We start from the raw sequence: 25,726 nt of genomic DNA on the forward strand, positions 1-25,726 counted from the left end.
TGACCAGTTGAGTGCCAGAGTCTGATCGACCACCGGTTCAACGGACGACGACGGAGGTGCGTGCCCATGCCGGACGACGGGAAGCCCGACGGCCGCCAGATCGACCCGCGCCCGTCCGTGCGTCCGCTGGGCGAGCGCCGCCTGTCGGTGCTCCGCGCGATCGTCCAGGACTACGTGGGCACCGAGGAGCCGGTCGGCTCCAAGGCCCTGGTGGAGCGTCACAACCTGGGCGTGTCGCCGGCCACGGTGCGCAACGACATGGCCGCGCTGGAGGAGGACGGGTTCATCCACCAGCCGCACACCAGCGCCGGCCGGATCCCCACCGACAAGGGCTACCGGCTGTTCGTCGACCGCCTCGCCGAGGTGAAGCCGATGACGGCTCCGGAGCGCCGTGCGATCCGGCACTTCCTGGAGGGCGCGGTCGACCTGGACGACGTGGTGGCCCGCACGGTGCGGCTGCTGGCGCAGCTGACCCGGCAGGTCGCGGTGGTCCAGTACCCGTCGCTGACGCGTTCCACGGTCCGGCACATCGAACTGGTGTCGCTCACCCCGACCAAGCTGATGCTGGTGCTGATCACCAACACCGGCCGGGTCGAGCAGCGGATGGTGGACTGTCCCGGCCCGGTCGGCGAGACCCTGCTGGGAGACCTGCGGGCCAAGCTGAACGGCATGGCGGGCGGCTGTCGGCTGCCCGAGGTGCCGACCCTGCTGGAGGACCTGCCGGCCGGCTTCGAACCGGCCGACCGGCCCTCGGTCAGCACCGTGCTGACTGTGCTGTTCGAAACGCTCGCCGAACAGAACGAGGAACGGATCATGCTGGCGGGCACCGCCAACCTCACCCGTTTCGGCCACGACTTCCCGCTCACCATCCGTCCGGTGCTGGAGGCACTGGAGGAGCAGGTGGTGCTGCTGCGCCTGCTGGGTGAGACCGGCGACTCCGCGATGACGGTCCGGATCGGCCACGAGAACGCCTACGAGGGCCTGAATTCCACGTCGGTGGTCTCCGTCGGTTACGGTTCGGGCGACCAGAGCGTGGCAAAGCTGGGAGTGATCGGTCCGACCCGGATGGATTACCCGGGCACAATGGGGGCGGTGCGAGCGGTGGCACGGTACGTCGGCCAGATCCTGGCCGAGTCATAGCAAGGCTGCGTGAAACCTCACGCAGCCCTCGCGAGCACTTCTAGAGGCGGAACAAACCGGAGCATTTGGTGGCCACGGACTACTACGCGGTACTCGGCGTCCGACGCGACGCGGGGCAGGACGAGATCAAGAAGGCGTTTCGGCGCCTCGCCCGTGAACTGCACCCGGACGTCAACCCGGACCCGAAGACGCAGGAGCGGTTCAAGGAGATCAACGCCGCCTACGAGGTGCTCTCCGATCCGCAGAAGCGTCAGGTCTACGACCTCGGCGGCGACCCGCTGTCGCCCAACGGCGGCGGCGCGGGCGGCTTCGGCGCGGGCGCGGCCGGGTTCGGCTTCTCGGACATCATGGACGCCTTCTTCGGCGCCGCGACCGGCCAGCGCGGCCCGCGTTCGCGCACCCGCCGCGGCCAGGACGCGATGATCCGACTGGAGATCACCCTGGAGGAGGCCGCGTTCGGCACCACCAAGGAACTCCAGGTCGACACCGCCGTCACCTGCACCACCTGCAGCGGAGAGGGCGCCGCGCCCGGCACCTCCGCGCAGACCTGTGACATGTGTCGCGGCAAGGGCGAGGTCTCCCAGGTCACCCGGTCCTTCCTGGGCCAGGTCATGACCTCCCGCCCCTGCCCGCAGTGCCAGGGCTTCGGCACCGTCGTCCCGACCCCGTGCCCGGAGTGCGCGGGCGACGGCCGGGTCCGGGCCCGCCGCACCCTCACCGTCAAGATCCCGGCCGGTGTCGACAACGGCACCCGGATCCAGCTGGCCGGCGAGGGCGAGGTCGGCCCCGGCGGCGGCCCGGCCGGCGACCTGTACGTGGAGATCGCCGAGACCAGCCACGCGGTCTTCCAGCGCCGCGGCGACGACCTGCACTGCACGGTCACCATCCCGATGACGGCTGCCGCGCTCGGCACCCAGGTCCCGCTGCAGACCCTGGACGGCCTGGAGGAGGTCGACATCCGGCCCGGCACCCAGTCCGGCCAGTCGATCCCGCTGCACGGCCGCGGCATCACCCACCTGCGCGGCGGCGGCCGGGGCGACCTGATAGTGCATGTCGAGGTGCAGACGCCCACCAAGCTCGACCCGGAGCAGGAGGAGCTGCTGCGGCGGCTCGCCATGATCCGCGGCGAGGAGCGGCCGTCCGGGCAGTTCGCCCCCGGTCAGCAGGGGCTGTTCTCCCGGCTGAAGGACGCTTTCAACGGGCGCTGAGCCCCAGCTGTTCGTTCCGGGCCGGGAGTGGCGCACGCCGCCGCTTCCGGCCCGGGTCTTTTGCTGTTCGCGACGTGAGAGGTTCCTGTTCCGATGACCGCACCGGTGTTCGTCGTCGACGACCTGGCGGGCGCCGCCCCCGGCGCCACCGTCCGCCTCGACGGCCCCGAGGGGCGGCACGCCGCCGCCGTCAAGCGACTGGAGCCCGGCGAGGCCGTCACGCTCGCCGACGGACGCGGCCGCGGTGCGGACGGGACCATCGCGGCGGTGCACGGCAAGGACGCGCTGGACGTGCTGGTGACCGCCGTCCGCGAGGAGGCCGCGCCGGCGCCGCGGATCACCGTCGTCCAGGCGCTGCCCAAGGGCGATCGCGGGGAGCTCGCCGTCGAGACGATGACCGAGGTCGGCGTCGACGCGGTGGTGCCGTGGGCGGCGTCGCGGTGCATCACCCAGTGGAAGGGCGAGCGCGGCGCGAAGGCGCTCGCGAAGTGGCGGGCGACGGCCCGCGAGGCGGGCAAGCAGGCGCGGCGGCTGCGGTTCCCCGAGGTGCACGAGCTGATGACGACGCGGCAGCTGCTGCCGCTGGTGGCCGCGGCCTCGTTCGCGGCGGTGCTGCACGAGGAGGGGTCGCTGCCGCTGGCGACGGCGTCGCTTCCCGCCGAGGGCGAGATCGTGCTGATCGTCGGGCCGGAGGGCGGGGTGTCGCCGGAGGAGCTCGCGGCCTTTGCGGAGGCGGGCGCGAAGGCGTTCCGGCTCGGGCCGTCGGTCCTGCGGACGTCGACGGCGGGGGTGGCGGCGGGAGCGCTGCTGCTGGGCCGCACCGGCCGCTGGGGGTAAGGAGCGCGCGGTGGGAGGCCTTCCGCTCCGCGCAGTTCTCCCCCAGCCCTGGCGGGCCGGGAGGTACCCCCACGCGCCCCTGGTGGTGCTCTCCCTGGTTCGCGTCCGCTGCCGATATTTCCCCGCGTCGCTTCCTTCGCACGTTCTAGGGTGGCCGGGTGACCGATTCGACGCGCGGATACCTGCGCCACCCTCACCTGTCCGGCGACCTTGTCGCGTTCGTTGCGGAGGACGATGTCTGGCTGGCACCCGTCGAGGGCGGGCGGGCCTGGCGGTTGACGGCGGATCAGGTGCCGGTGGGCGCCGTGCGCATCTCGCCGGACGGCCTGACGGTGGCGTGGACGTCGCAGCGGGACGGCGCGCCGGAGGTGCATGTCGCGCCGGTGGCCGGCGGCCAGGCGCGGCGGCTGACGTACTGGGGGAGCCCGTACACGGCGCTGGTGGGCTGGACCGGGGACGGCCGGCCGATCGCGATCAGCACGGCGGGCCAGGAGACGATCCGCCGGACGTGGGCGTTCGCGGTGCCGTTGGACGGCGGTGAGCCGGAGCGGCTGCCGTACGGCCCGATCGGCGCGCTGGCGTTCGAGCCGGTGCCGGCGGGTGCGACCGGCGGCCGGGTGCTGCTGGGGACGCACAACCGGGAGGCCGCGCACTGGAAGCGGTACCGGGGCGGCCGGGCCGGCAAGCTGTGGATCGGCGCGGCGGAGTTCGAGCGGCTGCACGCCGAGCTGGACGGCCAGCTGGAGTGCCCGCTGTGGGTGGGCGACCGGGTGGCGTTCCTGTCCGACCACGAGGGTGTCGGGCGCCTGTACTCCAGCCTTCCGGACGGCAGCGACCTGCGGGCGCACGGCCCGGCGGACACCGGCTTCTACGCCCGGCAGGCATCCACCGACGGCACCCGGGTGATCTGGCAGAGCGCCGGCGACCTGTGGCTGCTGGACGACCTGGAGGGCGCCGAGGCGCGCCGGCTGGAGATCGACCTGGCGGGGCCGCGCAGCAGCCGCCGGCCGCATCCGACCCGGGCGGACGGCCAGGTGGAGTCCGCGGCCGCGGACCGGACCGGCCGGGCGGCGGCCGTGGTGGTGCGCGGCACCGTGCACTGGGTGACCCACCGCGAGGGCCCGTCGCGGGTGCTGGACGAGACGCCGGGGGTGCGCAACCGGCTGGCCCGGGTGGTGCCGGGCGAGGACGGCGCGCAGGGCGCGGTGTGGGTGACGGACGCCGACGGCGACGACGCGATCGAGTACGCGCCCTCGGTACTGGGCGCGGAGCGCCGCCGGCTGGCCTCGGGGCAGCTCGGCCGGGTGCTGTCGCTGACGGTCTCCCCGGACGGCCGGCAGCTCGCGGTCGCCTCGCACGACGGCCGGCTGCTGCTGGTGGCGCTCAGCGACGGCGCGGTGCACGAGCTGGCGCGCAGCGGCGACGGCGAGGTCAGCGGGCCGGTGTTCAGCCCGGACTCGGGCTGGCTGGCGTGGTCGCAGCCGGTGCTCGGGCCGTGGTCGCTGCGGCAGATCATGCTGGCCGACCTCACCTCGCGGACGGTCAGCGAGGCGACGCCGCAGCGGTTCCACGACTACTCGCCGGCGTTCACCTCGGACGGCAAGCACCTGGCGTTCCTGTCGGTGCGGACTTTCGACCCGGTGTACGACGAGCACGTCTTCGACCTGTCGTTCCCCGGCGGCACCCGCCCGTACCTGCTGACGCTGGCCGCCGACACCCCGTCGCCGTTCGGGCCGCAGCGGGCCGGGCGGCCGGTGGGCGGCGAGGACGAGGACGGCAAGGACGGCGACATGGGCGAGTCCGGGGCACCGACCACCAGGGTCGACCTGGAGGGCCTGGCGGACCGGATCGTGGCGTTCCCGGTGGCGGCCGGCCGGTTCGGGGCGCTGCGCGCGGCGAAGGACGGCGTGCTGTGGGGCCGGATCCCGTTCAGCGGTGAACTCGGCGACAGCGCGGCCTCGTTGGACGACACCCCGGCCGCCACCGCGCTGGAGCGCTACGACCTGAAGAAGCGCAAGGTGGAGGAACTGCTCACCGGTGTGGACACCTTCTCGGTGTCCGGGGACGGCGCGCGGCTGGCGGTGCTGGAGGACGGCGGCCTGCGGATCGTCCCGGCCGACCAGAAGGCCGACGACGGCGAGGACGCCGCGGTGGACCTCGACCGGATCCGGGTGACGGTCGACCCGGCCGCCGAGTGGCGGCAGATGTTCGACGAGAACGGCCGGCTGATGCGCGACAACTTCTGGCGCGCCGACCTCGGCGGCGTCGACTGGGCGGGCGTGCTGGCGCGCTACCGTCCGCTGGTGGACCGGGCCGGCTGCCACTCCGACGTGGTGGACCTGCTCTGGGAGACGGTCGCCGAGCTGGGCACCTCGCACGCCTACGTGATCCCGCCCGGCCGGGGCACCGAGGCGGCCCGTCGGCAGGGCCTGCTCGGCGCGGACCTGGTCCGCGACGGCGAGGTGTGGCGGGTGGCCCGGGTGGTGCCCGGCGAGTCCTCCGACCCGCGGGCCCGCTCCCCGCTGGCCGCGCCCGGCGCGGCGATCCGCCCCGGCGACGCGATCCTGGCGGTCAACGGCCGCCCGGTCGACCCGGTGACCGGCCCCGGCCCGCTGCTGGCCGGCACCGCCGACCAGCCGGTGGAGCTGACCGTCAGCGGCAAGGACGGCGGCGAGCGCCACCCGGTGGTGGTGCCGCTGGACGACGAGGAGGCGCTGCGCTACCACGACTGGGTGGCCGGGCGGCGGGCCGCCGTCCACGAGCTGTCCGGCGGCCGCCTGGGCTACCTGCACGTGCCCGACATGCAGAGCGCCGGCTGGGCGCAGCTGCACCGGGACCTGCGGATCGAGATGGCCCGCGAGGGCGTGGTGGTCGACCTGCGGGAGAACCGCGGCGGCCACACCTCGCAGCTGATCGTCGAGAAGCTGGCCCGCCGGATCGTCGGCTGGAACCGCGCCCGCGACCTGGACCGGCCCGAGCCGTACCCGGCGGACGCCCCGCGCGGCCCGGTGGTGGCGGTCGCCAACGAGTTCTCCGGCTCGGACGGCGACATCGTCAACGCCGCGATCCAGGCCCTCGGCATCGGCCCGGTGGTCGGCGTCCGCACCTGGGGCGGCGTGATCGGCATCGACAACAAGTACGACCTGGTGGACGGCACGGTGGTCACCCAGCCCAAGTACTCCAGCTGGCTGGAGGGTTACGGCTGGGGCCTGGAGAACGGCGGCGTCACCCCCGACATCGAGGTCGCGACCACGCCGCAGGACTGGGCGGCGGGCCGCGACCCGCAGTTGGAGACCGCGGTGCGGGTCGCCCTGGAGTCGCTGGCCGCCACCCCGGCGAAGGTCGCGCCGCCGATCGACTGAACCGGACGAGGGGGCGCGGGTCCGAGCCGGCCCGCGCCCCCTGCCTGTAAGGTCGGCGTGACCAGTGACGGCTGTTCAGAAGGAGAGCGGGAGATGGCCGGCGAGCCGCAGGCGGACTGTGTGTTCTGCAAGATCGTGTCGGGGGACATCCCGGCGACGGTGGTGCGCAAGAGCGCCCGGACGCTGGCGTTCCGGGACATCAACCCGCAGGCGCCCACCCACCTGCTGGTGATCCCGCACGTGCACCACGCCAACGCGGCCGAACTGGCCGCCGCGGAGCCGGAGATCGCCGCGGAGCTGCTCGTCGAGGCCGGCGAGGCCGCGAAGGGCGAGGGCCTGGAGTCGTACCGGCTGATCTTCAACACCGGCGCGGAGTCCGGCCAGACGGTGTTCCACGCGCACGTGCACGTGCTGGGCGGGCAGACGTTCGCCGAGGGGCTGGTCTGACCGTTGTCGCAGCGTGAACTCGTCGTCCTCGGCACGGCCAGCCAGGTGCCGACCAGGCACCGGAACCACAACGGGTACCTGCTGCGCTGGGACGGCGAGGGGCTGCTGTTCGACCCGGGGGAGGGCACCCAGCGGCAGATGCTGCACGCCGGGGTGAGCGCCACCGGGATCACCCGGATCGCGGTGTCGCACTTCCACGGCGACCACTGCCTCGGCCTGCCCGGCGTGGTGCAGCGGATCAACCTGGACCGCGTCCCGCACCCGGTGGACGCCTACTACCCGGCGTCCGGGCAGCTGTTCTTCGACCGGCTGCGGCACGCCAGCGTCTACCACGCCACCGCCGAGCTGCGGGAGCGCCCGATCGCCGGGCCCGGCCCGCTGGAGGCCCCGGGCGCGCCGTTCGAACTGGCGGCGGTCCGGCTGTCGCACCCGGTGGAGTCGTTCGGCTACCGGCTGACCGAGCCGGACGGCGTCCGGCTGCGCCCCGAGCGGCTGCGCGAACTGGGCCTGCGGGGGCCGCTGGTGGGGCAGTTGCAGCGCGAGGGCCGGGTCGAGGTGGACGGGCGGACGGTGCTGCTGGCGGAGGTCGCCGAGCGGCGGCCCGGGCAGCGGTTCGCCTTCGTGATGGACACCCGGCTGTGCGACGGGGTCGCCGAACTCGCCGAGGGCGCCGACCTGTTGGCGATCGAGGCGACCTTCCTGGAGGCGGACGCCGCGCTCGCCGAGGAGCACGGCCACCTGACCGCCGCGCAGGCCGCCCGGGTGGCCGCCGAGGCCGGAGTGCGCCGACTGGTGCTGACCCACTTCTCGCAGCGCTACCCGGACCTGCAGGCGCACCGCGCGGAGGCCGAGAAGCACTTCGACGGCGAGGTCGTGATCGCCGAGGACCTCGCCAGGATCCCCGTCCCGCCGCGCCGTTGAGCGCCCCCGGGGCGCGCGAGGACGGAAAACCGCTCGCACATCGGGGCGACAGCCCGCACCATCGAAGCCGCCGCGCCGCTCCGGCGAACATCCGCGCGGCGTACCCTGGTGGCCTGGAGAGCCCTGGCCACACGAGACGACGGATTGGGATGAGGCAGGCCGTAGCGCCGACCCATGACTGACACACCGCAGACCCGAACCGACGGACAGCGGCGCCCCGACGCGGCGGCCGCCAGCACCCGGATAGTCATCCCGGAGAAGCACCCGATGGTCACGCTGCTGGGTGCGGCCGACTCGCTCCTGCGCGTGATCGAGAAGGGCTTCCCGGACGCCGACATCCACGTGCGCGGAAACGAGGTGACCGCCACCGGCTCTCCCGCCGAGGTCGCGCTCGTCAAGCAGCTCTTCACCGAGATGATGCTGGTGCTGCGCACCGGCCAGCCACTGACGGAGGACGCCGTGGAGCGCTCCATCACCATGCTCAGGAGCGCCGCGGAGGACCCGGCCCACCCGGCCCCGTCCGAGGTGTTCACGGCGAACATCCTGTCCAACCGGGGCCGCACCATCCGCCCCAAGACGCTCAACCAGCAGCGCTACGTCGACGCGATCGACAAGCACACCATCGTCTTCGGCCTCGGCCCGGCCGGCACCGGCAAGACCTACCTGGCGATGGCCAAGGCCGTGCAGGCGCTGCAGGCCAAGGAGGTCAACCGGATCATCCTGACCCGGCCGGCCGTCGAGGCGGGGGAGCGGCTGGGCTTCCTGCCCGGCACCCTCTACGAGAAGATCGACCCCTACCTGCGGCCGCTGTACGACGCGCTGCACGACATGATGGACCCGGACTCGATCCCGCGGCTGATGGCCGCTGGCACGATCGAGGTGGCTCCACTCGCGTACATGCGCGGCCGCACCCTGAACGACGCGTTCATCATCCTCGACGAGGCGCAGAACACCTCGCCCGAGCAGATGAAGATGTTCCTGACCCGCCTCGGTTTCAACTCCCGGGTGGTGGTCACCGGCGACACCAGCCAGATCGACCTGCCGGGCGGCACCCGCAGCGGTCTCAAGGTGGTCCAGGAGATCCTGGCCGACGTGCCCGACATCCACTTCTCGGTGCTGACCAGCACCGACGTGGTGCGGCACAAGCTGGTCGGCCGCATCGTGGACGCGTACGAACGCTGGGACGCCCGGCAGGAGGCCGAGGAGTCCGGCGACCGCAAACCCGTTCAACGGCGGGGCGCCCGGGCGCCCCGGCAGTCCCATCGCACCGAAAGCTGAGTACTGAGCCCTCCATGTCGATCGACATCGCCAACGAGTCCGGTTGGGACGTCGACGAGGAGTCCATCCTCGACGTCGCCCGCTACGCCCTCGAAAAGATGCGGATTCACCCGCAGTCCGAGCTCTCCGTGATCCTCTACGACAGCGAGTCGATGGCGGAGCTGCACGTCCAGTGGATGGACCTGCCCGGTCCGACCGACGTGATGTCCTTCCCGATGGACGAGCTGCGGCCCGGCAAGGAGGGCGAGGACCTGCCCGAGGGCCTGCTGGGCGACATCGTGCTCTGCCCCGAGGTGGCGAAGCAGCAGGGCCTGGCCGCCCCGACCAAGCACTCCATGGACGAGGAGCTGCAGCTGCTCACCGTCCACGGGGTGCTGCACGTGCTCGGCTACGACCACGAGGAGCCCGACGAGGAGCGCGAGATGTTCGCGCTGCAGAAGCGGATCCTGGACGACTGGCGGGCCGGCCGCGGGCTGACCGGGCTGTCGCCCGCCCCGACCGTCCACTGAGGGCCGGCCGTCCGTGAGTGGTGAGAGTACGACCTTCCTGATCGGGGCGCTGCTGCTGGTGGTGCTCGGCTGGCTGGCCGCGTGCGCCGAGGCGGGGATCTCCCGGATGTCCCGGTTCCGCGCCGAGGAGGCGGTCCGCTCGGGCCGCCGCGGCTCGGACCGGCTGCTGACGCTGGCCTCCGACAACATCCGCTACCTGAACCTGGCGACGCTGATCCGGGTGGCCGCCGAGATGGCCGCCGCGGTGCTGGTCACCGTGGTCTGCGTGCGCAGCTTCCAGCAGACCTGGCTGGCCGTGCTGGTGGCGTTCGCCGTGATGGTGCTGGTGTCGTTCGTCATGGTCGGGGTCTCCCCGCGCACGATCGGCCGCCAGCACCCGCTGAGCACCGTCACCGCGGCGTCCTACGTGCTGCTGCCGCTGGCCCGGATCCTCGGGCCGATCCCGCGGCTGCTGATCCTGCTCGGCAACGCGCTGACGCCCGGCAAGGGCTACCGGGAGGGCCCGTTCGCCTCCGAGGCCGAGCTGCGGGCGCTGGTGGACCTCGCGGAGAAGGACGACCTGATCGAGGACGAGGAGCGCCGCATGGTGCACTCGGTCTTCGAACTGGGCGACACCATCGTGCGCGAGGTGATGGTGCCGCGCACCGACCTGGTGATGATCGAGCGGCACAAGACCGTCCGGCAGGCGCTGACCCTGGCGCTGCGGTCGGGCTTCTCGCGGATCCCGGTGGTCGGCGACAACGAGGACGACGTGGTCGGCATCGTCTACCTCAAGGACCTGGTGCGGCGCACCCACATCAACCGGGACGCCGAGTCGGAGCAGGTGGACTCGGTGATGCGCCCCGCGGTGTTCGTCCCCGACTCCAAGCCGGCCGCGGACCTGCTGCGCGAGATGCAGCAGATGCGCTCGCACGTGGCGATCGTGATCGACGAGTACGGCGGCACCGCCGGGCTGGTCACCATCGAGGACATCCTGGAGGAGATCGTCGGCGAGATCACCGACGAGTACGACCGGGAGATCGCCCCGGTCGAGGACCTCGGCGACGGCTCGTACCGGATCACCGCCCGGCTCACCGTCGAGGACCTCGGCGAGCTGTTCGGCATCGAGCTGGACGACGAGGACGTGGAGACCGTCGGCGGCCTGCTCGCCAAGTGCCTGGGCCGGGTGCCGATCCCCGGCTCGTCCTGCGAGGTGCCGGTACCGGAGGGCAGCGGGCTGGCCGCGATCAGCCTGACCGCGGAGAGCTCCGCGGGCCGCCGCAACCGGATCGGCACCGTGGTGGCCGCGCCGGTGCGGGCCGAGGAGCACGCCAGGCACACCGAGGAATCGGCCGAGGAGAACGCGGCGTAGTCCGCCGTGCACGCAGCGGGCCCTGGACGGGCCGTCCCAACCGGCCTGCCGGATCGGACGGTTCGGCCCAGGGTCCGTTTGCCTGACCGCCCGGAACGCGCCGACCATGGGAGACATGGCACATCTACTGCGCGCGGAATACGGCCCCACCGGGCCGGCCGGCGGGGTGGCCAGGTGGCATGTGGTCCGTGACACCGACCTCTCGCACGGCATGTGCGGCGCCGAGATCGCCTCGGACGCCGAGAGCAAGCCGGAGGAGGCCTGGGGCACCGGGCTGCACTGCTGCCAGCAGTGCGGGTCGCTGTACCTGCACGAGGTGCCGTTCCTCCGGTCCGACCACGCGGGGAGGACCTGATGAGACTCCACGACGAACTGCCGGTCGACCACCGGCTGGGCCAGGTGTACCGCTACGGCGCCGGACTGGGCGGCCTGTTCCTGGTGGCGTTCGGCATCCTCGGGCTCACCGGCGGCAGCCCCGGGTTCATCGACACCGAGGGCAAGGAAGTGCTGGGCATGTCCAGCAACGGCGCGCTGAGCGTGCTGTCGCTGGTGGCCGGCGGAATCCTGATCCTGGGCGCGATCATCGGCGGCAACATCGCCTCCGACATCAACATGATCATGGGCGTGCTGTTCGTGCTGGCCGGCTTCGTCGGCCTGATGGTGCTGGACTCCAGCGCCAACCGGCTCGCCTTCCACATCGGCAACGTCGTCTTCAGCTTCGCCTTCGGTTTCGTGATCCTGACCTTCGGCATGTACGGCCGGGTCAGCAGCCACCTGCCGCAGGACAACCCGTACTGGAAGCACCGGCACGAGCGCCCCAGCGAGCGCCCGAACGGCCCGCCGGCGCTGGTGAACGTGCTGCGCCCCGGTCCGCCGAATCCCACCGGGCACTGATCGCCCCGTCGTAGAGTGGAGCCGCAAGGGGCCCGACGGATCGTCAGATCCGCCGGGCCGCAGCCCGTTCGAGGGGGAGAACGATGACTGAGCGGATGCTCGGGGCACTGGCCAGCTCGTCCATCGGCTTCGGCGCGATGGTGCTCTCGCCCGGCTCCTACGGCGCGATCGACGAGCAGCGCGGCCAGGACGCGCTGCTCGCCGCGGTCGACGCCGGGGCCCGGATGATCGACACCGCGGACGGCTACGGCGACGGGCACAACGAGCAGTTGATCGGCCGGGCCCTGCGCGGCCGGCGCGACGAGGTGGTGCTCGCCACCAAGTTCGGCTTCCGCATCCCGGACGGCGCCGAGGCGCACGCCTTCCCGGTGCACTTCGCGTTCGGCGAGCTGGCCGTGAACTGCGATCCCAAGTACGTGCGCGGCTACGCGGAGCGGTCGCTGCGCGGCCTCCGGGCCGATGTGATCGACCTGTACTACCCGCACTTCCCGGACCCGCAGGTGCCGTTCGAGGACACCGTCGGCGCGGTCGCCGAGCTGGTCTCGGACGGGCTGGTGCGCCACCTCGGGCTCTCCAACGTGACGGCCGCGCAGCTGCGCGCCGCGCACGCGGTGCACCCGGTGGCGGCGGTGCAGGTGCAGTGGTCGATGTGGCAGCCGATCGACCCGGAGCTGCTGGCCGCCACCCGCGAGCTGGGCGTCGGCGTGGTGGCCTGGAGCCCGCTCGGCGGCGGCTTCCTGACCGGCACCGTGCGGCAGGTCGCGGACGGCGACTTCCGGCAGCACCTCGCCCGGTTCTCCGCCGAGAACCTGGCCGCCAACAACGACCGGTACGCCCCGCTGCGCGCGATCGCCGCCGAACTGGGCGCCACGCCCGGCCAGTTGGCGCTGGCCTGGCTGCTGCGCCAGGACGAGCACGTGGTGCCGATCCCGGGCAGCCGCACCCCCGCGCACATCGCGGAGAACCAGGCCGCCGCCGACCTGGTGCTGGACGACGCGGTGCTGGCCCGGATCGACGCGGCGCTGGCGGAGTTCGCGCCGGCCGGGGAGGGGCGGCTGTTCAAGGACTGAGCCCATGGACCGGGTGGGCGGCCCCGCTGTTCACGGACTGAGCCGCCGGTGGATCGAGGGTCGGACGCCCCGGCCGGTGCGCCGGCGGGCCGCCTATGCTCGGGCCATGACCGAGATTTCCGAGCTGGACCCCGAGGACAAGAAGATCATCACCCTGGCCCGCTCGGCCCGCGCCCGCAACGGCGTGGCCGAGGGCGCCGCGGTCCGCGACGAGACCGGCCGCACCTACGTGGCCGGGACGGTCGCGCTGGAGTCGTTGCAGCTCAGCGCGGTGCAGACGGCGGTGGCGATGGCGGTGGCCAGCGGGGCGAAGAGCCTGGAGGCGGCCGCGGTGGTCTCGGCCGCGGACCAGCCGGCGGCGGCCGACCTGGCGGCGGTGCGCGACCTGGGCGGGGCCGGGACGCCGGTGCTGCTGGCCGGGCCCGACGGTGCGCTGAAGGTCGTCGCCGAGGCGCGCTGAAGGCCGTCGCCGAGGTGCGCTGAAGGTCGGCGGCGGGCCCATGGACAAGCCCCCGGGCGGTGCGATAATCGCAGCGGCCGGGGGTCTCTCCGGCGGGGGAGGGGTCATGGGGATCGCCGCGTTCTTCTGCGGACTGCTGCTGTGCGTCATGGGTTTCGGCCGCTGGCACGAGACCGGCTCCCCCTGGTGGCTGGGCGGCACCCTGGCGCTGCTGGCGCTGGTCCTGGTCGGCGGCATCATGGGCGGCGGGAAGAAGAAGGCCGGCTGAACACCCGCTGGGCAGCTCGGCCCGCCCGATCGGGGACAATGGGTGCCATGAATGCCCCTTCCTCCCCGTACCGCTCCGGGTTCGCGTGCTTCGTCGGCCGTCCCAACGCGGGCAAGTCGACCCTGACCAACGCGCTGGTCGGGACGAAGGTCGCGATCACCTCCGACCGTCCGCAGACCACCCGGCACACCGTGCGCGGCATCGTGCACCGCCCCGACGCCCAGCTCGTGCTGGTGGACACCCCCGGGCTGCACAAGCCCCGCACGCTGCTCGGCGAGCGCCTCAACGACCTGGTGCGCACCACTTGGGCGGAGGTCGACGTGATCGGCTTCTGCGTGCCCGCCGACCAGAAGCTCGGCCCCGGCGACAAGTTCATCGCCAAGGAGCTCGCCGAGATCAAGAAGTCCACCCCGAAGGTGGCGCTGGTCACCAAGACCGACCTGGTGGACTCCAAGCGGCTCGCCGAGCAGCTGATCGCCGTCCAGCAGCTGGGCGCCGAGCTCGGCATCGAGTGGGCCGAGATCATCCCGGTCTCCGCGGTCGGCGACAAGCAGGTGGACCTGGTCGCGGACCTGCTGACCAAGCTGCTGCCCGAGGGCATGCCGCTGTACCCGGACGGCGACCTCACCGACGAGCCCGAGCAGATCATGGTCGCCGAGCTGATCCGCGAGGCCGCCCTGGAGGGCGTGCGCGACGAACTGCCGCACTCGCTGGCCGTGGTGGTCGAGGAGATGATCCCGCGCGAGGGCCGGCCCGCCGACCGCCCGCTGCTGGACATCCACGCCAACGTCTACATCGAGCGGCAGAGCCAGAAGGCCATCGTGATCGGCGCCAAGGGCTCCCGGCTCAAGCACGTCGGCACCACCGCCCGCAAGCAGATCGAGGCGCTGCTCGGCACCCCGGTCTACCTGGACCTGCACGTCAAGGTTGCCAAGGACTGGCAGCGCGACCCGAAGCAGCTGCGTAAGCTCGGGTTCTGACGGGGCGTCGAACAGCCTGGGGAGGGCCGGTCGTGAAGCTGCACACCCACGAGTGGGGCGGGGGCGACCGGACCGCCCTGCTGATCCACGGCATCCAGTCCGACCACCGCACCTGGCGGGTGATCGGCCCCGCGCTCGCCGAACGCGGCTACCGGGTGATCGCCGTGGACCTGCGCGGCCACGGCGCCTCCCCGCGCGGCGAGGGCGCGGGCCCCGCCGACCGGTACGGGCCCGAGCAGTTCGCCGAGGACCTCGTGGACACGCTGCCGGCCGGGGCCGCGCTCGCCGTCGGGCACTCGATGGGCGCGATCGCCCTGTGGCGGGCCGTGGAGCGGCTCAAGCCGGAACGCGCCGTCTACAGCGACCCCGCGTTCCTGTACGACCGCCCCGGGATCGGGCCGGAGCTGTTCGTCGAGTTCAAGCGCTTCGGCACCCGGAAGTTCATCACCACCATGCACCCGGGCTGGCCCGAGGAGGACGTGGACGCCGAACTCGCCGGTCTCGAAGCGTGGGACAGCGACACCGCCGTCGGCCTGTGGGCGCACCCCGAACTCTCCGTGCTGCCCGGAGCGCCCACGCTGCCGTCGCTGGTGCAACTCGCCGACCCCAGCATCCTGGTGCGGCCCGAGGAGGCCGAGGAGCTGCGCCGCCTCGGCTTCGAGGTGCGCACCGTGGCGGGCGCCGGCCACTGCATCCACCGGGACGACCCGGCCGGGTTCCTGGCCTCGCTGGACGGCTGGCTCTGAGCCTGCCCCGGCACCCCCGGGGCCGGGGCCTCAGGCGCCTTCGCGGAGCACCAGGCTGACCAACTCCCGCTGGGAGTCGGTCAGTTCGGGGTCGGCGCAGTGCACGGTGCGGCCGTCGACGGTGATCTCGTAGTGGAAGCCGTCGGGCACGCCGTACGCGGGCGCGCGCAGCCCGCCGGCCATCGCCTCGCGTGCCAGCGCGTGCACGTGCGGGGCGTCCCGGCGCTGCTCGGTGTCCATCTCGGCATACCGGAGCAGGCCGGCGAACCCGCCGGTGCGGGTGACCTGGATACGCATGGTTGTCAGTGTGCAGCGCGGCGGCGGGGTTTGCCGAGGCTTTTCACCAACTTGCCGCGCCGGTCGGGCAGTCGCCCGCCGTCTCACTGGGTGGGATCGTGGCGGGGCTCACTGCGGCCGGGCCGCCGACCGGGTTACAGTGACGACATCATGCGTATCCGGCTGCTTCTTCTTAGCTGCCGCGGCGAGGGCCTGTAGTCCAGTGAAGGCCGGCCCCCTCGCCGCGGGGAGTCGTGTTGCGCCCAGCGTGATCCGCGGCGGCGCATCCAGTCGGCCGAGTCGGGTGTCCTGATCCCCCGACCGCAGACCGCCTTCGACAAGGGAAGCCGAGAGCCCCAGCCATGACCGAACAGTCCTCCGTCGCCCGCGCGTTCGTCGACCGTCCCACCCCGATCACCGCCGCGAGCGTGCAGCAGAAGACCTCGGGGATGCCGTTCCAGCGGTACGTACCCTTCGGCACCGTGGACCTGCCGGACCGCACCTGGCCGAGCAAGGTGATCACCCGGGCCCCGCGCTGGCTGTCCACCGACCTGCGCGACGGCAACCAGGCGCTGATCGACCCGATGTCGCCGGCCCGCAAGCGCAAGATGTTCGACCTGCTGGTGAAGCTGGGCTACAAGGAGATCGAGGTCGGCTTCCCGTCCTCCGGCGCCACCGACTTCAACTTCGTCCGCTCGCTGATCGAAGAGGACGCGATCCCCGAGGACGTCACCATCTCGGTGCTGACCCAGGCCCGCGAGGACCTGATCGAGCGCACCGTGGAGTCGCTGAAGGGCGCCCCGCGGGCCACCGTCCACCTGTACAACGCCACCTCGCCGATGTTCCGCCGGGTGGTGTTCAAGGCGAGCAAGGACGAGATCAAGGCCATCGCGACGGACGGCACCCGGCTGGTGATGGAGTACGCCGAGAAGATCCTGGGCGACGAGACCGTCTTCGGCTACGAGTACTCGCCGGAGATCTTCATCGACACCGAACTGGACTACGCGCTGGAGGTCTGCGAGGCGGTGATGGACGTCTGGCAGCCCGGCGAGGGCCGCGAGATCATCCTGAACCTGCCGACCACCGTCGAGCGGTCCACCCCGAACGTGTACGCCGACAAGATCGAGTGGATGTCGCGCCACCTGTCGCGCCGCGAGTTCGTCTGCCTGTCCGCGCACCCGCACAACGACCGCGGCACCGGCGTCGCCTCCGCCGAGCTGGCCGTGATGGCCGGTGCCGACCGGGTGGAGGGCTGCCTGTTCGGGCAGGGCGAGCGCACCGGCAACCTGGACCTGGTCAACGTCGGGATGAACCTGTTCTCCCAGGGCGTCGACCCGATGATCGACTTCTCCGACATCGACGAGATCCGCCGCACCGCCGAGTACTGCAATCAGATGCCGGTGCCCGAGCGCCACCCCTACGCCGGCGACCTGGTCTTCACCTCCTTCTCCGGCTCGCACCAGGACGCCATCAAGAAGGGCTTCGACGCCCTGGAGGCCGACGCCGCCGCCGCCGGTGTCCCGGTCGGCGAGTACACCTGGGGCGTGCCCTACCTGCCGATCGACCCGAAGGACGTCGGCCGCAGCTACGAGGCGGTCATCCGGGTCAACTCGCAGTCCGGCAAGGGCGGCATCGCCTACGTGCTGAAGAACGACCACAAGCTGGACCTGCCGCGCCGGATGCAGATCGAGTTCTCGAAGATCATCCAGGCCAAGACCGACGCCGAGGGCGGCGAGGTCACCCCCGGCGACATCTGGGCGGTCTTCCAGGACGAGTACCTGCCGACCCCCGCCAACCCGTGGGGCCGGATCTCGCTGAGCGGCTCGCGCAGCCTGACCACCGAGGACGGCCGCGACGCGCTGACCACCGAGGCGGTCGTGGACGGCGCCCCCATCACCCTGACCGGCACCGGCAACGGCCCGGTCTCTGCCTTCGTCAACGCGCTGGCCTCGATCGGCGTCGACGTACGCGTCCTGGACTACGCCGAGCACGCGCTGAGCGAGGGCGGCGACGCGCAGGCCGCCGCGTACGTCGAGTGCGCGGTGGGCGACAAGGTGCTGTGGGGCGTGGGCATCGACGGCAACACCGTGCTTGCCTCGCTGAAGGCTCTGGTCAGCGCCGTCAACCGGGCCGCGCAGCGCGACTGATCCGTATCGCACGGACGGAAGTTGACGTACCGTCAGGTAACTTCGGGGCCACACCTTCGCGGTGTGGCCCCGGTCACAAATTTTCCCCTCGGCACCCGTTCAGGGTGCTGACACGAGCCGGTAACCATGGCAACATCGACGGACCGGAACCGGGGTCGGTGGGACGACCGCGGCGTCCGGTCGCGTGACCTGCCCATTGATGCGCAGGCCGCCTGCCATGTCTGGGGAGTGGCGCCGTGACAGGGTTGTGGGGTGTCCGCCCTCGCTGGCGGACGGATGTCCTCGGTGAATTCTTCTGCCCGGGCTGCGGCGGGGACCGCAACTACCGCCGGCAGCACGGCCGGCGGTGGCTGCGGTTGTTCGGCACCCCGGTGCTGCCGCTCGGCGGCGTGGTCCGCAGCGTCCAGTGCACATCCTGCCGCGGCCGCCACGGCACCGAGGCGCTGGAGGAGCTGACCTCCGGCCGGCTCGGCGCGATGCTCCGCGACGCCCAGTACACCGTCGCGCTGGCCGCGCTCGCCGCCGGCGGCACCAGCAGCCGCAGCGGACGCGAGACCGCCTGCGCCGTCATCAAGGAAGCCGGCTTCGAGGACTGCGGCGAGGCCCAGGTACTGGCCTCGCTCGCCGCGCTCTCCGGACACGGCGGCGGCGAACCGCTCGACGTGGACGTCCAGGGCGGCGGGCTGGCCGTCGAACTGCACGCCGCGCTCGAACCGCTGGCCCCGCACCTGCGCCTCCAGGGCCGCGAACGCCTGCTCACCCTCGGCGCGCGGGTCGCCCTCGCCGACGGCCGCTACCTCCCGCAGGAGCGGGCCGCGCTGGTCGTGGTCGGGCGCTGCCTCGACCTCACCGCCGCGCAGGTGGACCGACTGCTGGAGGCCGCCACCCGGGCTCCGCACTGACGTCCGCCGCTCTGCCGCTCCGCCGCTCCACTGCTCCGCCTCTTCGCTGCGTCGCCGATCCCCCGAGCCGGGCCCGTAATCCCCCCTCCCGGGCCCGCCGTGTCCCGCACCGCACGGGTGAAAGCCCCCGGTGCGGGTTCACGGCTGCGCGCCGCCCGCCGCCGCCGTGCTGTCGGTGGGGTACGGGACAATGGGAACCACCATGAGTCTCTTCCGCGACGACGGCATCGTGCTGCGCACCCAGAAGCTCGGCGAGGCCGATCGGATCATCACCTTCCTGACCCGCCAGCACGGCAAGGTCCGGGCGGTGGCGCGCGGCGTACGCCGGACCAAGTCGAAGTTCGGCGCGCGCCTCGAACCGTTCTCGCACGTCGACATCCAGTTCTTCAGCCGGGGCAGCGAACTCGTCGGCCGCACCCTGCCGTTGTGCACCCAGGTGGAGACGCTCGCGCCGTACGGCGCCCGGATCGTCGACGACTACACCCGCTACACGGCTGGCACCGCGATGCTGGAGACCGCCGAACGCTTCGCCGAGAACGAGGGCCAGCCCGCCGTCCAGCAGTACCTGCTGCTGGTCGGCGGCCTGCGCACGCTGGCCGGCGGCACCCACCAGTCGCACCTGGTGCTGGACGCCTTCCTGCTGCGCTCGCTCGCCGTCAACGGCTACGGCGCGAGCTTCACCGACTGCGCCCGCTGCGGACTGCCCGGCCCCAACCGGTTCTTCTCGCTCCAGGCCGGCGGCGTGCTGTGCGGCGACTGCCGGGTGCCCGGAAGTGCCGTACCCTCCCCTGAGACACTGGTCCTGCTCGGCGCGCTGCTGTCCGGGGACTGGCAGACCGCGGACGCCTGCGAGCCGCGGTACTGGCGCGAGGGCAGCGGGCTGGTGGCCGCCTACCTGCAGTGGCACCTGGAGCGGGGCATCCGCTCGATGAGATACGTGGAGAAGTGAACATGGTCGCGCGACGCCTGTTCGGCAGCAAGCAGCGGACGTACGAAGTCCCGGCCCCGCACCCGAGCGGAGCGAAGCCGCCGAAGATCCCCGGCGAGCTGGTCCCCAACCACGTCGCGGTGGTCATGGACGGCAACGGCCGCTGGGCGAAGGAGCGCGGCCTGCCCCGCACCGAGGGCCACAAGGTCGGCGAGGGCGTCGTTCTCGACGTGCTGCGCGGCTGCCTGGAGATCGGCGTCAAGAACCTCTCGCTGTACGCCTTCTCCACCGAGAACTGGAAGCGGTCCCCGGAAGAGGTGAAGTTCCTGATGAACTTCAACCGGGACGTGATCCGCCGCCGCCGTGACGAGATGGACGCCATGGGCATCCGGATCCGCTGGGTCGGCCGGATGCCGAAGATGTGGAAGAGCGTCGTCCAGGAACTCCAGATCGCCCAGGAGCAGACCAAGAACAACGACGCCATGACGCTGTACTTCTGCGTCAACTACGGCGGCCGGGCCGAGATCGCCGACGCCGCGCTGGCTATCGCCCGCGACGTGGCCGCCGGGAGGCTCAACCCGGAGAAGGTCAACGAGAAGCTGTTCGCGAAGTACCTGTACTACCCGGACATGCCGGACGTGGACCTCTTCCTGCGCCCCAGCGGCGAGCAGCGCACCTCCAACTTCCTGGCCTGGCAGTCCGCGTACGCCGAGCTGGTGTTCCAGGACGTGCTCTGGCCCGACTTCGACCGCCGCGACCTGTGGCGCGCCTGCGAGCAGTACGCCCGCCGCGACCGCCGCTTCGGCGGGGCCGTGCCCAACGACCCCTCCGCCGCCGAGGTGCCGCCGCAGCGCTGACGCGGGTGCGCGTGTCGGACCGACAGCGAGGGCCCGGATCGGACTGCTCCGATCCGGGCCCTCGGCGCTGTGCGGGGCGTGCCGGGTGCGCTACTGGGCGCGGGCCGCCTGCTGCTTCGCGGCGCACTCGCCGCAGGTGCCGAAGATCTCCAGGGTGTGCGCGATGTCGCTGAATCCGTGCTCGGCGGCGACCGCGTTGGCCCAGCGCTCGACCGCCGGGCCCTCGACCTCGACGGTCGCCCCGCAGTGCCGGCACACCAGGTGGTGGTGGTGCCCGCTGCTGCACCGGCGGTAGACCGCCTCGCCCTCGGCGGTGCGCAGCACGTCCACCTCACCGGCCTCGGCGAGCGACTGGAGCGTCCGGTAGACGGTGGTCAGACCCACCGAGTCACCCCGGTGCTTGAGCATGTCGTGCAGTTCCTGCGCGCTGCGGAAGTCCTCGACCTCGTCCAGGACTGCCGAGACGGCGGTGCGCTGCCGAGTCGATCGCGCGCGCGGCGACGGGCCTGCGGTGGTCACCGGGGTCCTCCTGCTGATCGGCTGGGTTTCGCACATCATTGTGCCAGCCCCCGACTTGACGGCGTCTCCCCCGACAACGGCCGCTCCGCCGCCGGGCTCGCGGCGCTTGCCGCACCGGCTGCGCCCGCCATGGCCGTCTCGCCCGCCGGTTCGTTCGGGTGCCGGTCGGGCAGCGCGACGTCGCAGACCGCCGGGCCGTGTTCGGCGGTGGCCCGGTGCCGGCGCCTGGCCAGTGGGGCGGCGATCGCGCTGAACAGGGCGAAGGCCGCGATGGCCAGGATCACGATGGTCGGGCCGGACGGCAGGTCGGCCTGGTAGGAGGCGCCGACGCCGAGCACCGCCGTCACCACGCCCACGCCCACCGCGGCGGCCTGGGTGGCCGCGAAGGAGCGGGTCAGCTGCTGGGCCGCCGCGACCGGGACAACCATCAGCGCGCTGACCAGCAGCAGGCCGACCACCCGCATGGCGACCGTCACGGTGACCGCCGCCATCACGGCCAGCAGCAGGTTCAGCACCCGCACCGGCAGGCCGGTGACCCGGGCGAACTCCTCGTCCTGGCAGATCGCGAACAGCTGGCGGCGCAGGCCCGCGGTGACCGCGACGACGACCGCCGCCAGGGCGCCGATCACCGCCAGGTCGCCGGGGGAGACGGTGAGGATGGAGCCCCACAGGTAGCTCTCCAGGCTGCCGGAACCGGCCTGGCTGCTCATCGAGACCAGCAGCTTGCCGCCGGCCATGCCGCCGTAGAACAGCATCGCCAGGGCGATGTCGCCGCGCTGGTTGCCGCGCGCGCGGACCAGCTCCATCACGATCGCGCCGAGCACGCAGACCAGCACGGCCATCCAGATCGGGTTGGCCTGGAACAGGAAGCCCAGGCCGACACCGGTCAGCGCGACGTGCCCGATGCCGTCGCCCATCAGCGCCTGGCGACGCTGCACCAGGTAGATGCCGACCGAGGGCGCGGTGAGGCCGACCAGCAGGGCGGCGAGGAACGCCCGCTGCATGAAGTCGGGTTGGAACATCTCGTTCATGCCAGCAGCCCCTGGGTGGTGCGGTGGTGGTGGTCGTCGGCGTGCGGGTGGACGTGGTCGTGGCCGGGCAGCGCGTGCTGGCCGACACCCCGCGGCGGCGGGCCGTCGTGTGCGACGCAGCCGTCGCGCAGCACCACGGCGCGGTCGATCAGCGGCTCCAGCGGGCCGAGTTCGTGCAGCACCAGGAGCACCGCGCAGCCGCGTTCCACCTCGGTGCGCAGGATGTCGGCGAGCACCTGCTGGCTGTCCACGTCGACACCGGCCATCGGCTCGTCCATGATCAACAGATCGGGTCGGCCGACCAGGGCGCGGGCGATCAGCACCCGCTGGTGCTGGCCGCCGGACAGGTTCGCCACCCCGTCGCCGGCCCGGTCCAGCATGCCGACGGCGGTCAGCGCCCGGTCCACCGCGGCGCGGTCCTTGCGGCGGAACGGCAGCAGGCCGTGCTGCGGCAGCCGCCCGGTGGAGACCACCTCGCGCACCGTGGCCGGCACCCCGCCGGCCGCGGTGGTGCGCTGCGGCACGTACCCGATCCGGTGCCAGGCCCGGAACCGGCGCCGCGGCTGCCCGAACAGCTCCAGGCTGCCCTGCTCCAGCGGCACCGAGCCGACGATGCTCTTCACGGTGGTGGACTTGCCGGAGCCATTGGCACCGAGCAGCGCCACCACCTCGCCCGGCCGGACGGTCAGATCGACGCCGCGCAGCACCGGGCGTCCGCCGACGGTGGCGACCGCGCCCCGGAGGCTGACGACCGTCGGCCCGACGTCCTCACCGGAGGACGGCCGCAGCCGGTCGGAGTCTGCCGTGGAGATGACAGCGCTCATGGTGTTCCTCGCTCGGCTCGCGCCGGTTGGTTCGGGGTGGGTTCGGGGGATCGGCCCGTTCGGGCCCGTTCGGTCGGCCGGGGCCCGGCCGGGGTGGCCCGGGGCCGGTTCGGTCGGTTCGGCCGGTCCGGGGGCGGGCGGTCAGCTCGCGCCGAGGGCGGCCTTCAGGTTGTCGAGGTTCTGCCGCATGACGGAGAAGTAGTCGTCGCGGTCCTGGTCCTTGACCCCCTCCAGGGGGTCGAGCACGGCGGTCCTCAGGCCGAGGTCGGAGGCCACGGTGTTGGCCAGTTTGGGGCTGACCAGGGCTTCGAAGAAGACGGTGGTGGCGCCGTTGTCCTTCGCGGCCCGCTGGATCGCGGCCAGCCGGGACGGGGTGGGCTCGGCCTCCGGGTCGACGCCGTTGATCGCCACCTGGTCCAGCCCGTAGTGGTCGGCGAGGTAGCCGAAGGCGGCGTGACTGGTGATGAAGGTCCTGGTCCGGACGGTCTGCAGGCCGCCGCGGAACTCCTGGTCCAAGGCGGTCAGTCGGGCCACCAGGGCGTCGGTGTTGCTCCGGTAGTCGGCGGCGTTGGCCGGGTCGACCTTGGCGAGCTCCGCGCCGACGCTCTGGGCGACCGCCGCGTACCGGGTCGGGTCCAGCCAGATGTGCGGGTCGCCGGTGATGCCGGTGTGCTCGTGGTCGTGCCCGGCGCCCGGGTCGTCGCCCTCGTCGGGGCCCTCGTCCAGGTGGTGGTCGACCAGGGGGGAGGTGGCGGTGGCGTCCACCACGTGCTTGGGGTGGGTCAGCGACACGGCCTTGTCGACCGTCGGCTGCAGGCCCTTGAGGTAGATCACGGTGTCGGCCCGCTGGACCGCCGCGACCTGCTTGGCCGTCAGCTCCAGGTCGTGCGGTTCCACCCCGGCGGGCGTCAGGTCGGTGACCTTGACGTGCTCGCCGCCGATCTGCTCGGCCAGGAACTCCATCGGGTAGAAGGAGGCCACCACGGTGAGCTTCCCGTCGTCCGCCCCGGCCGCGCTGCTGGTGCCGCCGCAGGCGGAGAGCAGGAGCGCGCCGACCGCCGCGGTGGCGGCGAGGGCTATCGAGGTCGACAGGCGGCGATTCTTCATGACAACCATTCTCATCTTATCTGGAAATGATTGTCAACTTGCGTTCGGGGGGATCGGGGTCGCACCGCGCTCTCCGGCGACCTTCCGCGAGCCGGCCACGACCGCCCCCGCGCCGCCACCCGCCGCCCGCGCGCCGGGCTCGTCGGCTTCCCGGTCGTACGCCCGCGCCACTATCGAGTTGAATCCCGCCCCCGCATCCCCGGTACCCTGAGTTTCTTCGGGCGCGTGCAACCAGCCGTGCCCTGACCGTGCCGTCGTACTGAAGAGAGCACTGTGGCCGCCGACAAGATCGACACGATCGTCAGCCTGAGCAAGCGCCGAGGCTTCGTCTACCCCTGCAGCGAGATCTACGGCGGTACTCGCGCCGCCTGGGACTACGGACCGCTGGGAGTCGAGCTCAAGGAGAACATCAAGCGCCAGTGGTGGCGTGCGATGGTCACCGCTCGGGAGGACGTCGTCGGTATCGACTCCTCGGTGATCCTCGCCCGCGAGGTCTGGGAGGCCTCCGGCCACGTCGCGACCTTCAACGACCCGCTGACCGAGTGCCTCTCCTGTCACAAGCGCTTCCGCGCCGACCACCTGGAAGAGGCGTACGAGGCCAAGCACAACAAGCTCCCGGCCAACGGCCTCGCCGACATCAACTGCCCGAACTGCGGCAACAAGGGCGCCTTCACGGAGCCCAAGGAGTTCTCGGGCATGCTGAAGACGCACCTCGGCGTCACCGAGGACGCGTCCGGCCTGGCCTACCTCCGCCCGGAGACCGCGCAGGGCATCTTCACCAACTTCCGCGCCGTCCAGACCACCTCGCGCAAGAAGCCGCCGTTCGGCATCGCCCAGGTCGGCAAGAGCTTCCGCAACGAGATCACGCCCGGCAACTTCATCTTCCGCACCCGCGAGTTCGAGCAGATGGAGATGGAGTTCTTCGTCAAGCCGGGCGAGGACGAGACCTGGCACGAGTACTGGCTGGAGCAGCGCTGGAACTGGTACGTGGACCTCGGTCTGCGCACCGAGAACATGCGCTTCTTCGAGCACCCCAAGGACAAGCTGTCCCACTACGCCAAGCGCACGGTGGACATCGAGTACCGCTTCAACTTCGGTGGCAGCGAGTTCTCCGAGCTCGAAGGCGTCGCCAACCGCACCGACTACGACCTGACGGTGCACAGCGAGGCCTCCGGCCAGGACCTGAAGTACTTCGACCAGGACGCGAACGAGCGGTACTACCCGTACGTCATCGAGCCCGCCGCCGGCCTCAACCGCGCCATGCTGGCCTTCCTGATCGACGCCTACTTCGAGGACGAGGCGCCGAACGCCAAGGGCGTCATGGAGAAGCGCGTCGGCATGCGGCTCGACCCGCGCCTGGCCCCGGTCAAGGTCGCGGTGCTCCCGCTGTCCCGCAACGCCGACCTCTCCCCGAAGGCCCGCGGCCTGGCCGCCGACCTGCGTTCCGCCTGGAACGTCGAGTTCGACGACGCCGGCGCGATCGGCAAGCGCTACCGCCGCCAGGACGAGATCGGCACGCCGTTCTGCGTCACCGTCGACTTCGACACCCTTGAGGACAACGCGGTGACCGTCCGCGAGCGTGACACCATGGCGCAGGAGCGGGTGTCGCTCGACCAGGTGAAGTCCTACCTGGGCGCCCGCCTGATCGGCTGCTGACACCGCAG

At 72.2% G+C, this 25,726-nt stretch carries 26 protein-coding genes; 21 read left to right on the top strand and 5 right to left on the bottom strand.

Features of this window, described 5'->3' with window-relative positions; genetic code table 11:
- The first annotated feature begins 66 nt into the window (after positions 1-66).
- The 16 genes from hrcA to ACWEMJ_RS01900 all read left to right on the top strand — a co-directional run bounded on the left by hrcA (position 67) and on the right by ACWEMJ_RS01900 (position 15,471).
- Positions 67-1,140, top strand: coding sequence for a heat-inducible transcriptional repressor HrcA (gene hrcA, locus ACWEMJ_RS01825; RefSeq protein ID WP_452134940.1), 1,074 nt, complete (start codon positions 67-69; stop codon positions 1,138-1,140).
- A gap of 68 nt (positions 1,141-1,208) precedes the next feature.
- The gene (gene dnaJ, locus ACWEMJ_RS01830; protein ID WP_380367806.1) at positions 1,209-2,348 is read left to right on the top strand and encodes a molecular chaperone DnaJ; all 1,140 of its coding nucleotides are present in this window, start codon (positions 1,209-1,211) and stop codon (positions 2,346-2,348) included.
- 93 nt (positions 2,349-2,441) lie between these two features.
- Positions 2,442-3,185 carry a 16S rRNA (uracil(1498)-N(3))-methyltransferase gene (locus tag ACWEMJ_RS01835; RefSeq protein WP_452134941.1) on the top strand — a complete coding sequence of 248 codons (744 nt, stop codon included), beginning with the start codon at positions 2,442-2,444 and terminating at the stop codon, positions 3,183-3,185.
- Positions 3,186-3,343: 158 nt separating this feature from the next.
- A complete protein-coding gene (locus tag ACWEMJ_RS01840; protein ID WP_452134942.1) occupies positions 3,344-6,547 on the top strand; it encodes a S41 family peptidase in 3,204 nt (1,067 codons plus the stop codon).
- A gap of 93 nt (positions 6,548-6,640) precedes the next feature.
- Positions 6,641-6,994: an HIT domain-containing protein gene (locus tag ACWEMJ_RS01845; RefSeq protein WP_452134943.1), complete on the top strand. Its 354-nt coding sequence runs from the start codon at positions 6,641-6,643 to the stop codon at positions 6,992-6,994.
- Positions 6,995-6,997: 3 nt separating this feature from the next.
- The gene (locus ACWEMJ_RS01850; protein WP_452134944.1) at positions 6,998-7,915 is read left to right on the top strand and encodes a ribonuclease Z; all 918 of its coding nucleotides are present in this window, start codon (positions 6,998-7,000) and stop codon (positions 7,913-7,915) included.
- Between the two features lie 174 nt (positions 7,916-8,089).
- A complete protein-coding gene (locus ACWEMJ_RS01855; protein ID WP_452134945.1) occupies positions 8,090-9,193 on the top strand; it encodes a PhoH family protein in 1,104 nt (367 codons plus the stop codon).
- Positions 9,194-9,207: 14 nt separating this feature from the next.
- Positions 9,208-9,702, top strand: a complete 495-nt coding sequence (ybeY, locus tag ACWEMJ_RS01860; RefSeq protein ID WP_452134946.1) for an rRNA maturation RNase YbeY — start codon at positions 9,208-9,210, stop codon at positions 9,700-9,702.
- A 13-nt stretch (positions 9,703-9,715) separates the two neighbouring features.
- Entirely contained in the window at positions 9,716-11,053 is a 1,338-nt protein-coding gene (locus tag ACWEMJ_RS01865; RefSeq protein ID WP_452134947.1) for a hemolysin family protein, read from the top strand.
- 115 nt (positions 11,054-11,168) lie between these two features.
- Positions 11,169-11,408, top strand: a complete 240-nt coding sequence (locus tag ACWEMJ_RS01870; protein ID WP_157815491.1) for a hypothetical protein — start codon at positions 11,169-11,171, stop codon at positions 11,406-11,408.
- Entirely contained in the window at positions 11,408-11,947 is a 540-nt protein-coding gene (locus ACWEMJ_RS01875; protein WP_452134948.1) for a DUF4383 domain-containing protein, read from the top strand. The genes ACWEMJ_RS01870 and ACWEMJ_RS01875 overlap by 1 nt, the downstream gene beginning before the upstream one ends.
- 83 nt (positions 11,948-12,030) lie before the next feature.
- Positions 12,031-13,017 carry an aldo/keto reductase gene (locus ACWEMJ_RS01880; protein WP_452134949.1) on the top strand — a complete coding sequence of 329 codons (987 nt, stop codon included), beginning with the start codon at positions 12,031-12,033 and terminating at the stop codon, positions 13,015-13,017.
- 106 nt (positions 13,018-13,123) lie between these two features.
- Entirely contained in the window at positions 13,124-13,477 is a 354-nt protein-coding gene (locus tag ACWEMJ_RS01885; RefSeq protein WP_452134950.1) for a cytidine deaminase, read from the top strand.
- 106 nt (positions 13,478-13,583) lie between these two features.
- Positions 13,584-13,745, top strand: coding sequence for a hypothetical protein (locus tag ACWEMJ_RS01890; protein WP_452134951.1), 162 nt, complete (start codon positions 13,584-13,586; stop codon positions 13,743-13,745).
- A gap of 38 nt (positions 13,746-13,783) precedes the next feature.
- Positions 13,784-14,725 (top strand): GTPase Era, encoded by a 942-nt coding sequence (gene era, locus ACWEMJ_RS01895; protein WP_084223538.1) that lies wholly within the window; start codon positions 13,784-13,786, stop codon positions 14,723-14,725.
- Between the two features lie 32 nt (positions 14,726-14,757).
- A complete protein-coding gene (locus tag ACWEMJ_RS01900) occupies positions 14,758-15,471 on the top strand; it encodes an alpha/beta fold hydrolase (RefSeq protein ID WP_452134952.1) in 714 nt (237 codons plus the stop codon).
- A gap of 30 nt (positions 15,472-15,501) precedes the next feature.
- Here ACWEMJ_RS01900 and ACWEMJ_RS01905 read toward each other — a convergent pair whose 3' ends face one another.
- Positions 15,502-15,768 (bottom strand): protealysin inhibitor emfourin, encoded by a 267-nt coding sequence (locus ACWEMJ_RS01905; RefSeq protein WP_452134953.1) that lies wholly within the window; start codon positions 15,766-15,768, stop codon positions 15,502-15,504.
- Between the two features lie 341 nt (positions 15,769-16,109).
- Between ACWEMJ_RS01905 and leuA the strand changes: the two genes are divergently transcribed.
- The 4 genes from leuA to ACWEMJ_RS01925 all read left to right on the top strand — a co-directional run bounded on the left by leuA (position 16,110) and on the right by ACWEMJ_RS01925 (position 20,581).
- Positions 16,110-17,894 (top strand): 2-isopropylmalate synthase, encoded by a 1,785-nt coding sequence (gene leuA / locus ACWEMJ_RS01910; protein WP_452134954.1) that lies wholly within the window; start codon positions 16,110-16,112, stop codon positions 17,892-17,894.
- Positions 17,895-18,130: 236 nt separating this feature from the next.
- A complete protein-coding gene (locus ACWEMJ_RS01915; RefSeq protein ID WP_452134955.1) occupies positions 18,131-18,796 on the top strand; it encodes a TerB family tellurite resistance protein in 666 nt (221 codons plus the stop codon).
- Between the two features lie 202 nt (positions 18,797-18,998).
- Positions 18,999-19,745, top strand: a complete 747-nt coding sequence (gene recO / locus ACWEMJ_RS01920) for a DNA repair protein RecO (RefSeq protein ID WP_380483258.1) — start codon at positions 18,999-19,001, stop codon at positions 19,743-19,745.
- A gap of 2 nt (positions 19,746-19,747) precedes the next feature.
- Positions 19,748-20,581, top strand: a complete 834-nt coding sequence (locus ACWEMJ_RS01925; protein WP_452134956.1) for an isoprenyl transferase — start codon at positions 19,748-19,750, stop codon at positions 20,579-20,581.
- A 90-nt stretch (positions 20,582-20,671) separates the two neighbouring features.
- Here ACWEMJ_RS01925 and ACWEMJ_RS01930 read toward each other — a convergent pair whose 3' ends face one another.
- The 4 genes from ACWEMJ_RS01930 to ACWEMJ_RS01945 form a co-directional block, all read right to left on the bottom strand.
- A complete protein-coding gene (locus ACWEMJ_RS01930; protein WP_452134957.1) occupies positions 20,672-21,100 on the bottom strand; it encodes a Fur family transcriptional regulator in 429 nt (142 codons plus the stop codon).
- A gap of 35 nt (positions 21,101-21,135) precedes the next feature.
- On the bottom strand, positions 21,136-22,131 hold the full coding sequence (locus tag ACWEMJ_RS01935; protein ID WP_452134958.1) for a metal ABC transporter permease: 996 nt from the start codon (positions 22,129-22,131) through the stop codon (positions 21,136-21,138).
- On the bottom strand, positions 22,128-22,955 hold the full coding sequence (locus ACWEMJ_RS01940; RefSeq protein ID WP_452134959.1) for a metal ABC transporter ATP-binding protein: 828 nt from the start codon (positions 22,953-22,955) through the stop codon (positions 22,128-22,130). The genes ACWEMJ_RS01935 and ACWEMJ_RS01940 overlap by 4 nt, the downstream gene beginning before the upstream one ends.
- 141 nt (positions 22,956-23,096) lie before the next feature.
- The gene (locus ACWEMJ_RS01945) at positions 23,097-24,062 is read right to left on the bottom strand and encodes a metal ABC transporter substrate-binding protein (protein ID WP_452134960.1); all 966 of its coding nucleotides are present in this window, start codon (positions 24,060-24,062) and stop codon (positions 23,097-23,099) included.
- A gap of 273 nt (positions 24,063-24,335) precedes the next feature.
- Here ACWEMJ_RS01945 and ACWEMJ_RS01950 point away from each other — a divergent pair, with 273 nt between their 5' ends.
- On the top strand, positions 24,336-25,718 hold the full coding sequence (locus tag ACWEMJ_RS01950; RefSeq protein ID WP_452134961.1) for a glycine--tRNA ligase: 1,383 nt from the start codon (positions 24,336-24,338) through the stop codon (positions 25,716-25,718).
- The last annotated feature ends 8 nt before the right edge of the window (positions 25,719-25,726 follow it).

The organism is Kitasatospora sp. NPDC004531 (assembly GCF_053602195.1).

Excerpts from the sequence above, each read along its gene's own strand:
- ybeY (WP_452134946.1), top strand. The coding sequence starts at position 9,208 with ATGTCGATCGACATCGCCAACGAGTCCGGTTGGGACGTCGACGAGGAG.
- ACWEMJ_RS01870 (WP_157815491.1), top strand. The coding sequence starts at position 11,169 with ATGGCACATCTACTGCGCGCGGAATACGGCCCCACCGGGCCGGCCGGC.
- ACWEMJ_RS01835 (WP_452134941.1), top strand. The coding sequence starts at position 2,442 with ATGACCGCACCGGTGTTCGTCGTCGACGACCTGGCGGGCGCCGCCCCC.
- ACWEMJ_RS01925 (WP_452134956.1), top strand. The coding sequence starts at position 19,748 with ATGGTCGCGCGACGCCTGTTCGGCAGCAAGCAGCGGACGTACGAAGTC.
- ACWEMJ_RS01890 (WP_452134951.1), top strand. The coding sequence starts at position 13,584 with ATGGGGATCGCCGCGTTCTTCTGCGGACTGCTGCTGTGCGTCATGGGT.
- ACWEMJ_RS01885 (WP_452134950.1), top strand. The coding sequence starts at position 13,124 with ATGACCGAGATTTCCGAGCTGGACCCCGAGGACAAGAAGATCATCACC.
- leuA (WP_452134954.1), top strand. The coding sequence starts at position 16,110 with ATGACCGAACAGTCCTCCGTCGCCCGCGCGTTCGTCGACCGTCCCACC.
- ACWEMJ_RS01940 (WP_452134959.1), bottom strand. The coding sequence starts at position 22,955 with ATGAGCGCTGTCATCTCCACGGCAGACTCCGACCGGCTGCGGCCGTCC.
- era (WP_084223538.1), top strand. The coding sequence starts at position 13,784 with ATGGGTGCCATGAATGCCCCTTCCTCCCCGTACCGCTCCGGGTTCGCG.
- hrcA (WP_452134940.1), top strand. The coding sequence starts at position 67 with ATGCCGGACGACGGGAAGCCCGACGGCCGCCAGATCGACCCGCGCCCG.
- ACWEMJ_RS01855 (WP_452134945.1), top strand. The coding sequence starts at position 8,090 with ATGACTGACACACCGCAGACCCGAACCGACGGACAGCGGCGCCCCGAC.
- ACWEMJ_RS01875 (WP_452134948.1), top strand. The coding sequence starts at position 11,408 with ATGAGACTCCACGACGAACTGCCGGTCGACCACCGGCTGGGCCAGGTG.
- ACWEMJ_RS01945 (WP_452134960.1), bottom strand. The coding sequence starts at position 24,062 with ATGAAGAATCGCCGCCTGTCGACCTCGATAGCCCTCGCCGCCACCGCG.
- recO (WP_380483258.1), top strand. The coding sequence starts at position 18,999 with ATGAGTCTCTTCCGCGACGACGGCATCGTGCTGCGCACCCAGAAGCTC.
- ACWEMJ_RS01845 (WP_452134943.1), top strand. The coding sequence starts at position 6,641 with ATGGCCGGCGAGCCGCAGGCGGACTGTGTGTTCTGCAAGATCGTGTCG.
- ACWEMJ_RS01935 (WP_452134958.1), bottom strand. The coding sequence starts at position 22,131 with ATGAACGAGATGTTCCAACCCGACTTCATGCAGCGGGCGTTCCTCGCC.
- ACWEMJ_RS01880 (WP_452134949.1), top strand. The coding sequence starts at position 12,031 with ATGACTGAGCGGATGCTCGGGGCACTGGCCAGCTCGTCCATCGGCTTC.
- ACWEMJ_RS01905 (WP_452134953.1), bottom strand. The coding sequence starts at position 15,768 with ATGCGTATCCAGGTCACCCGCACCGGCGGGTTCGCCGGCCTGCTCCGG.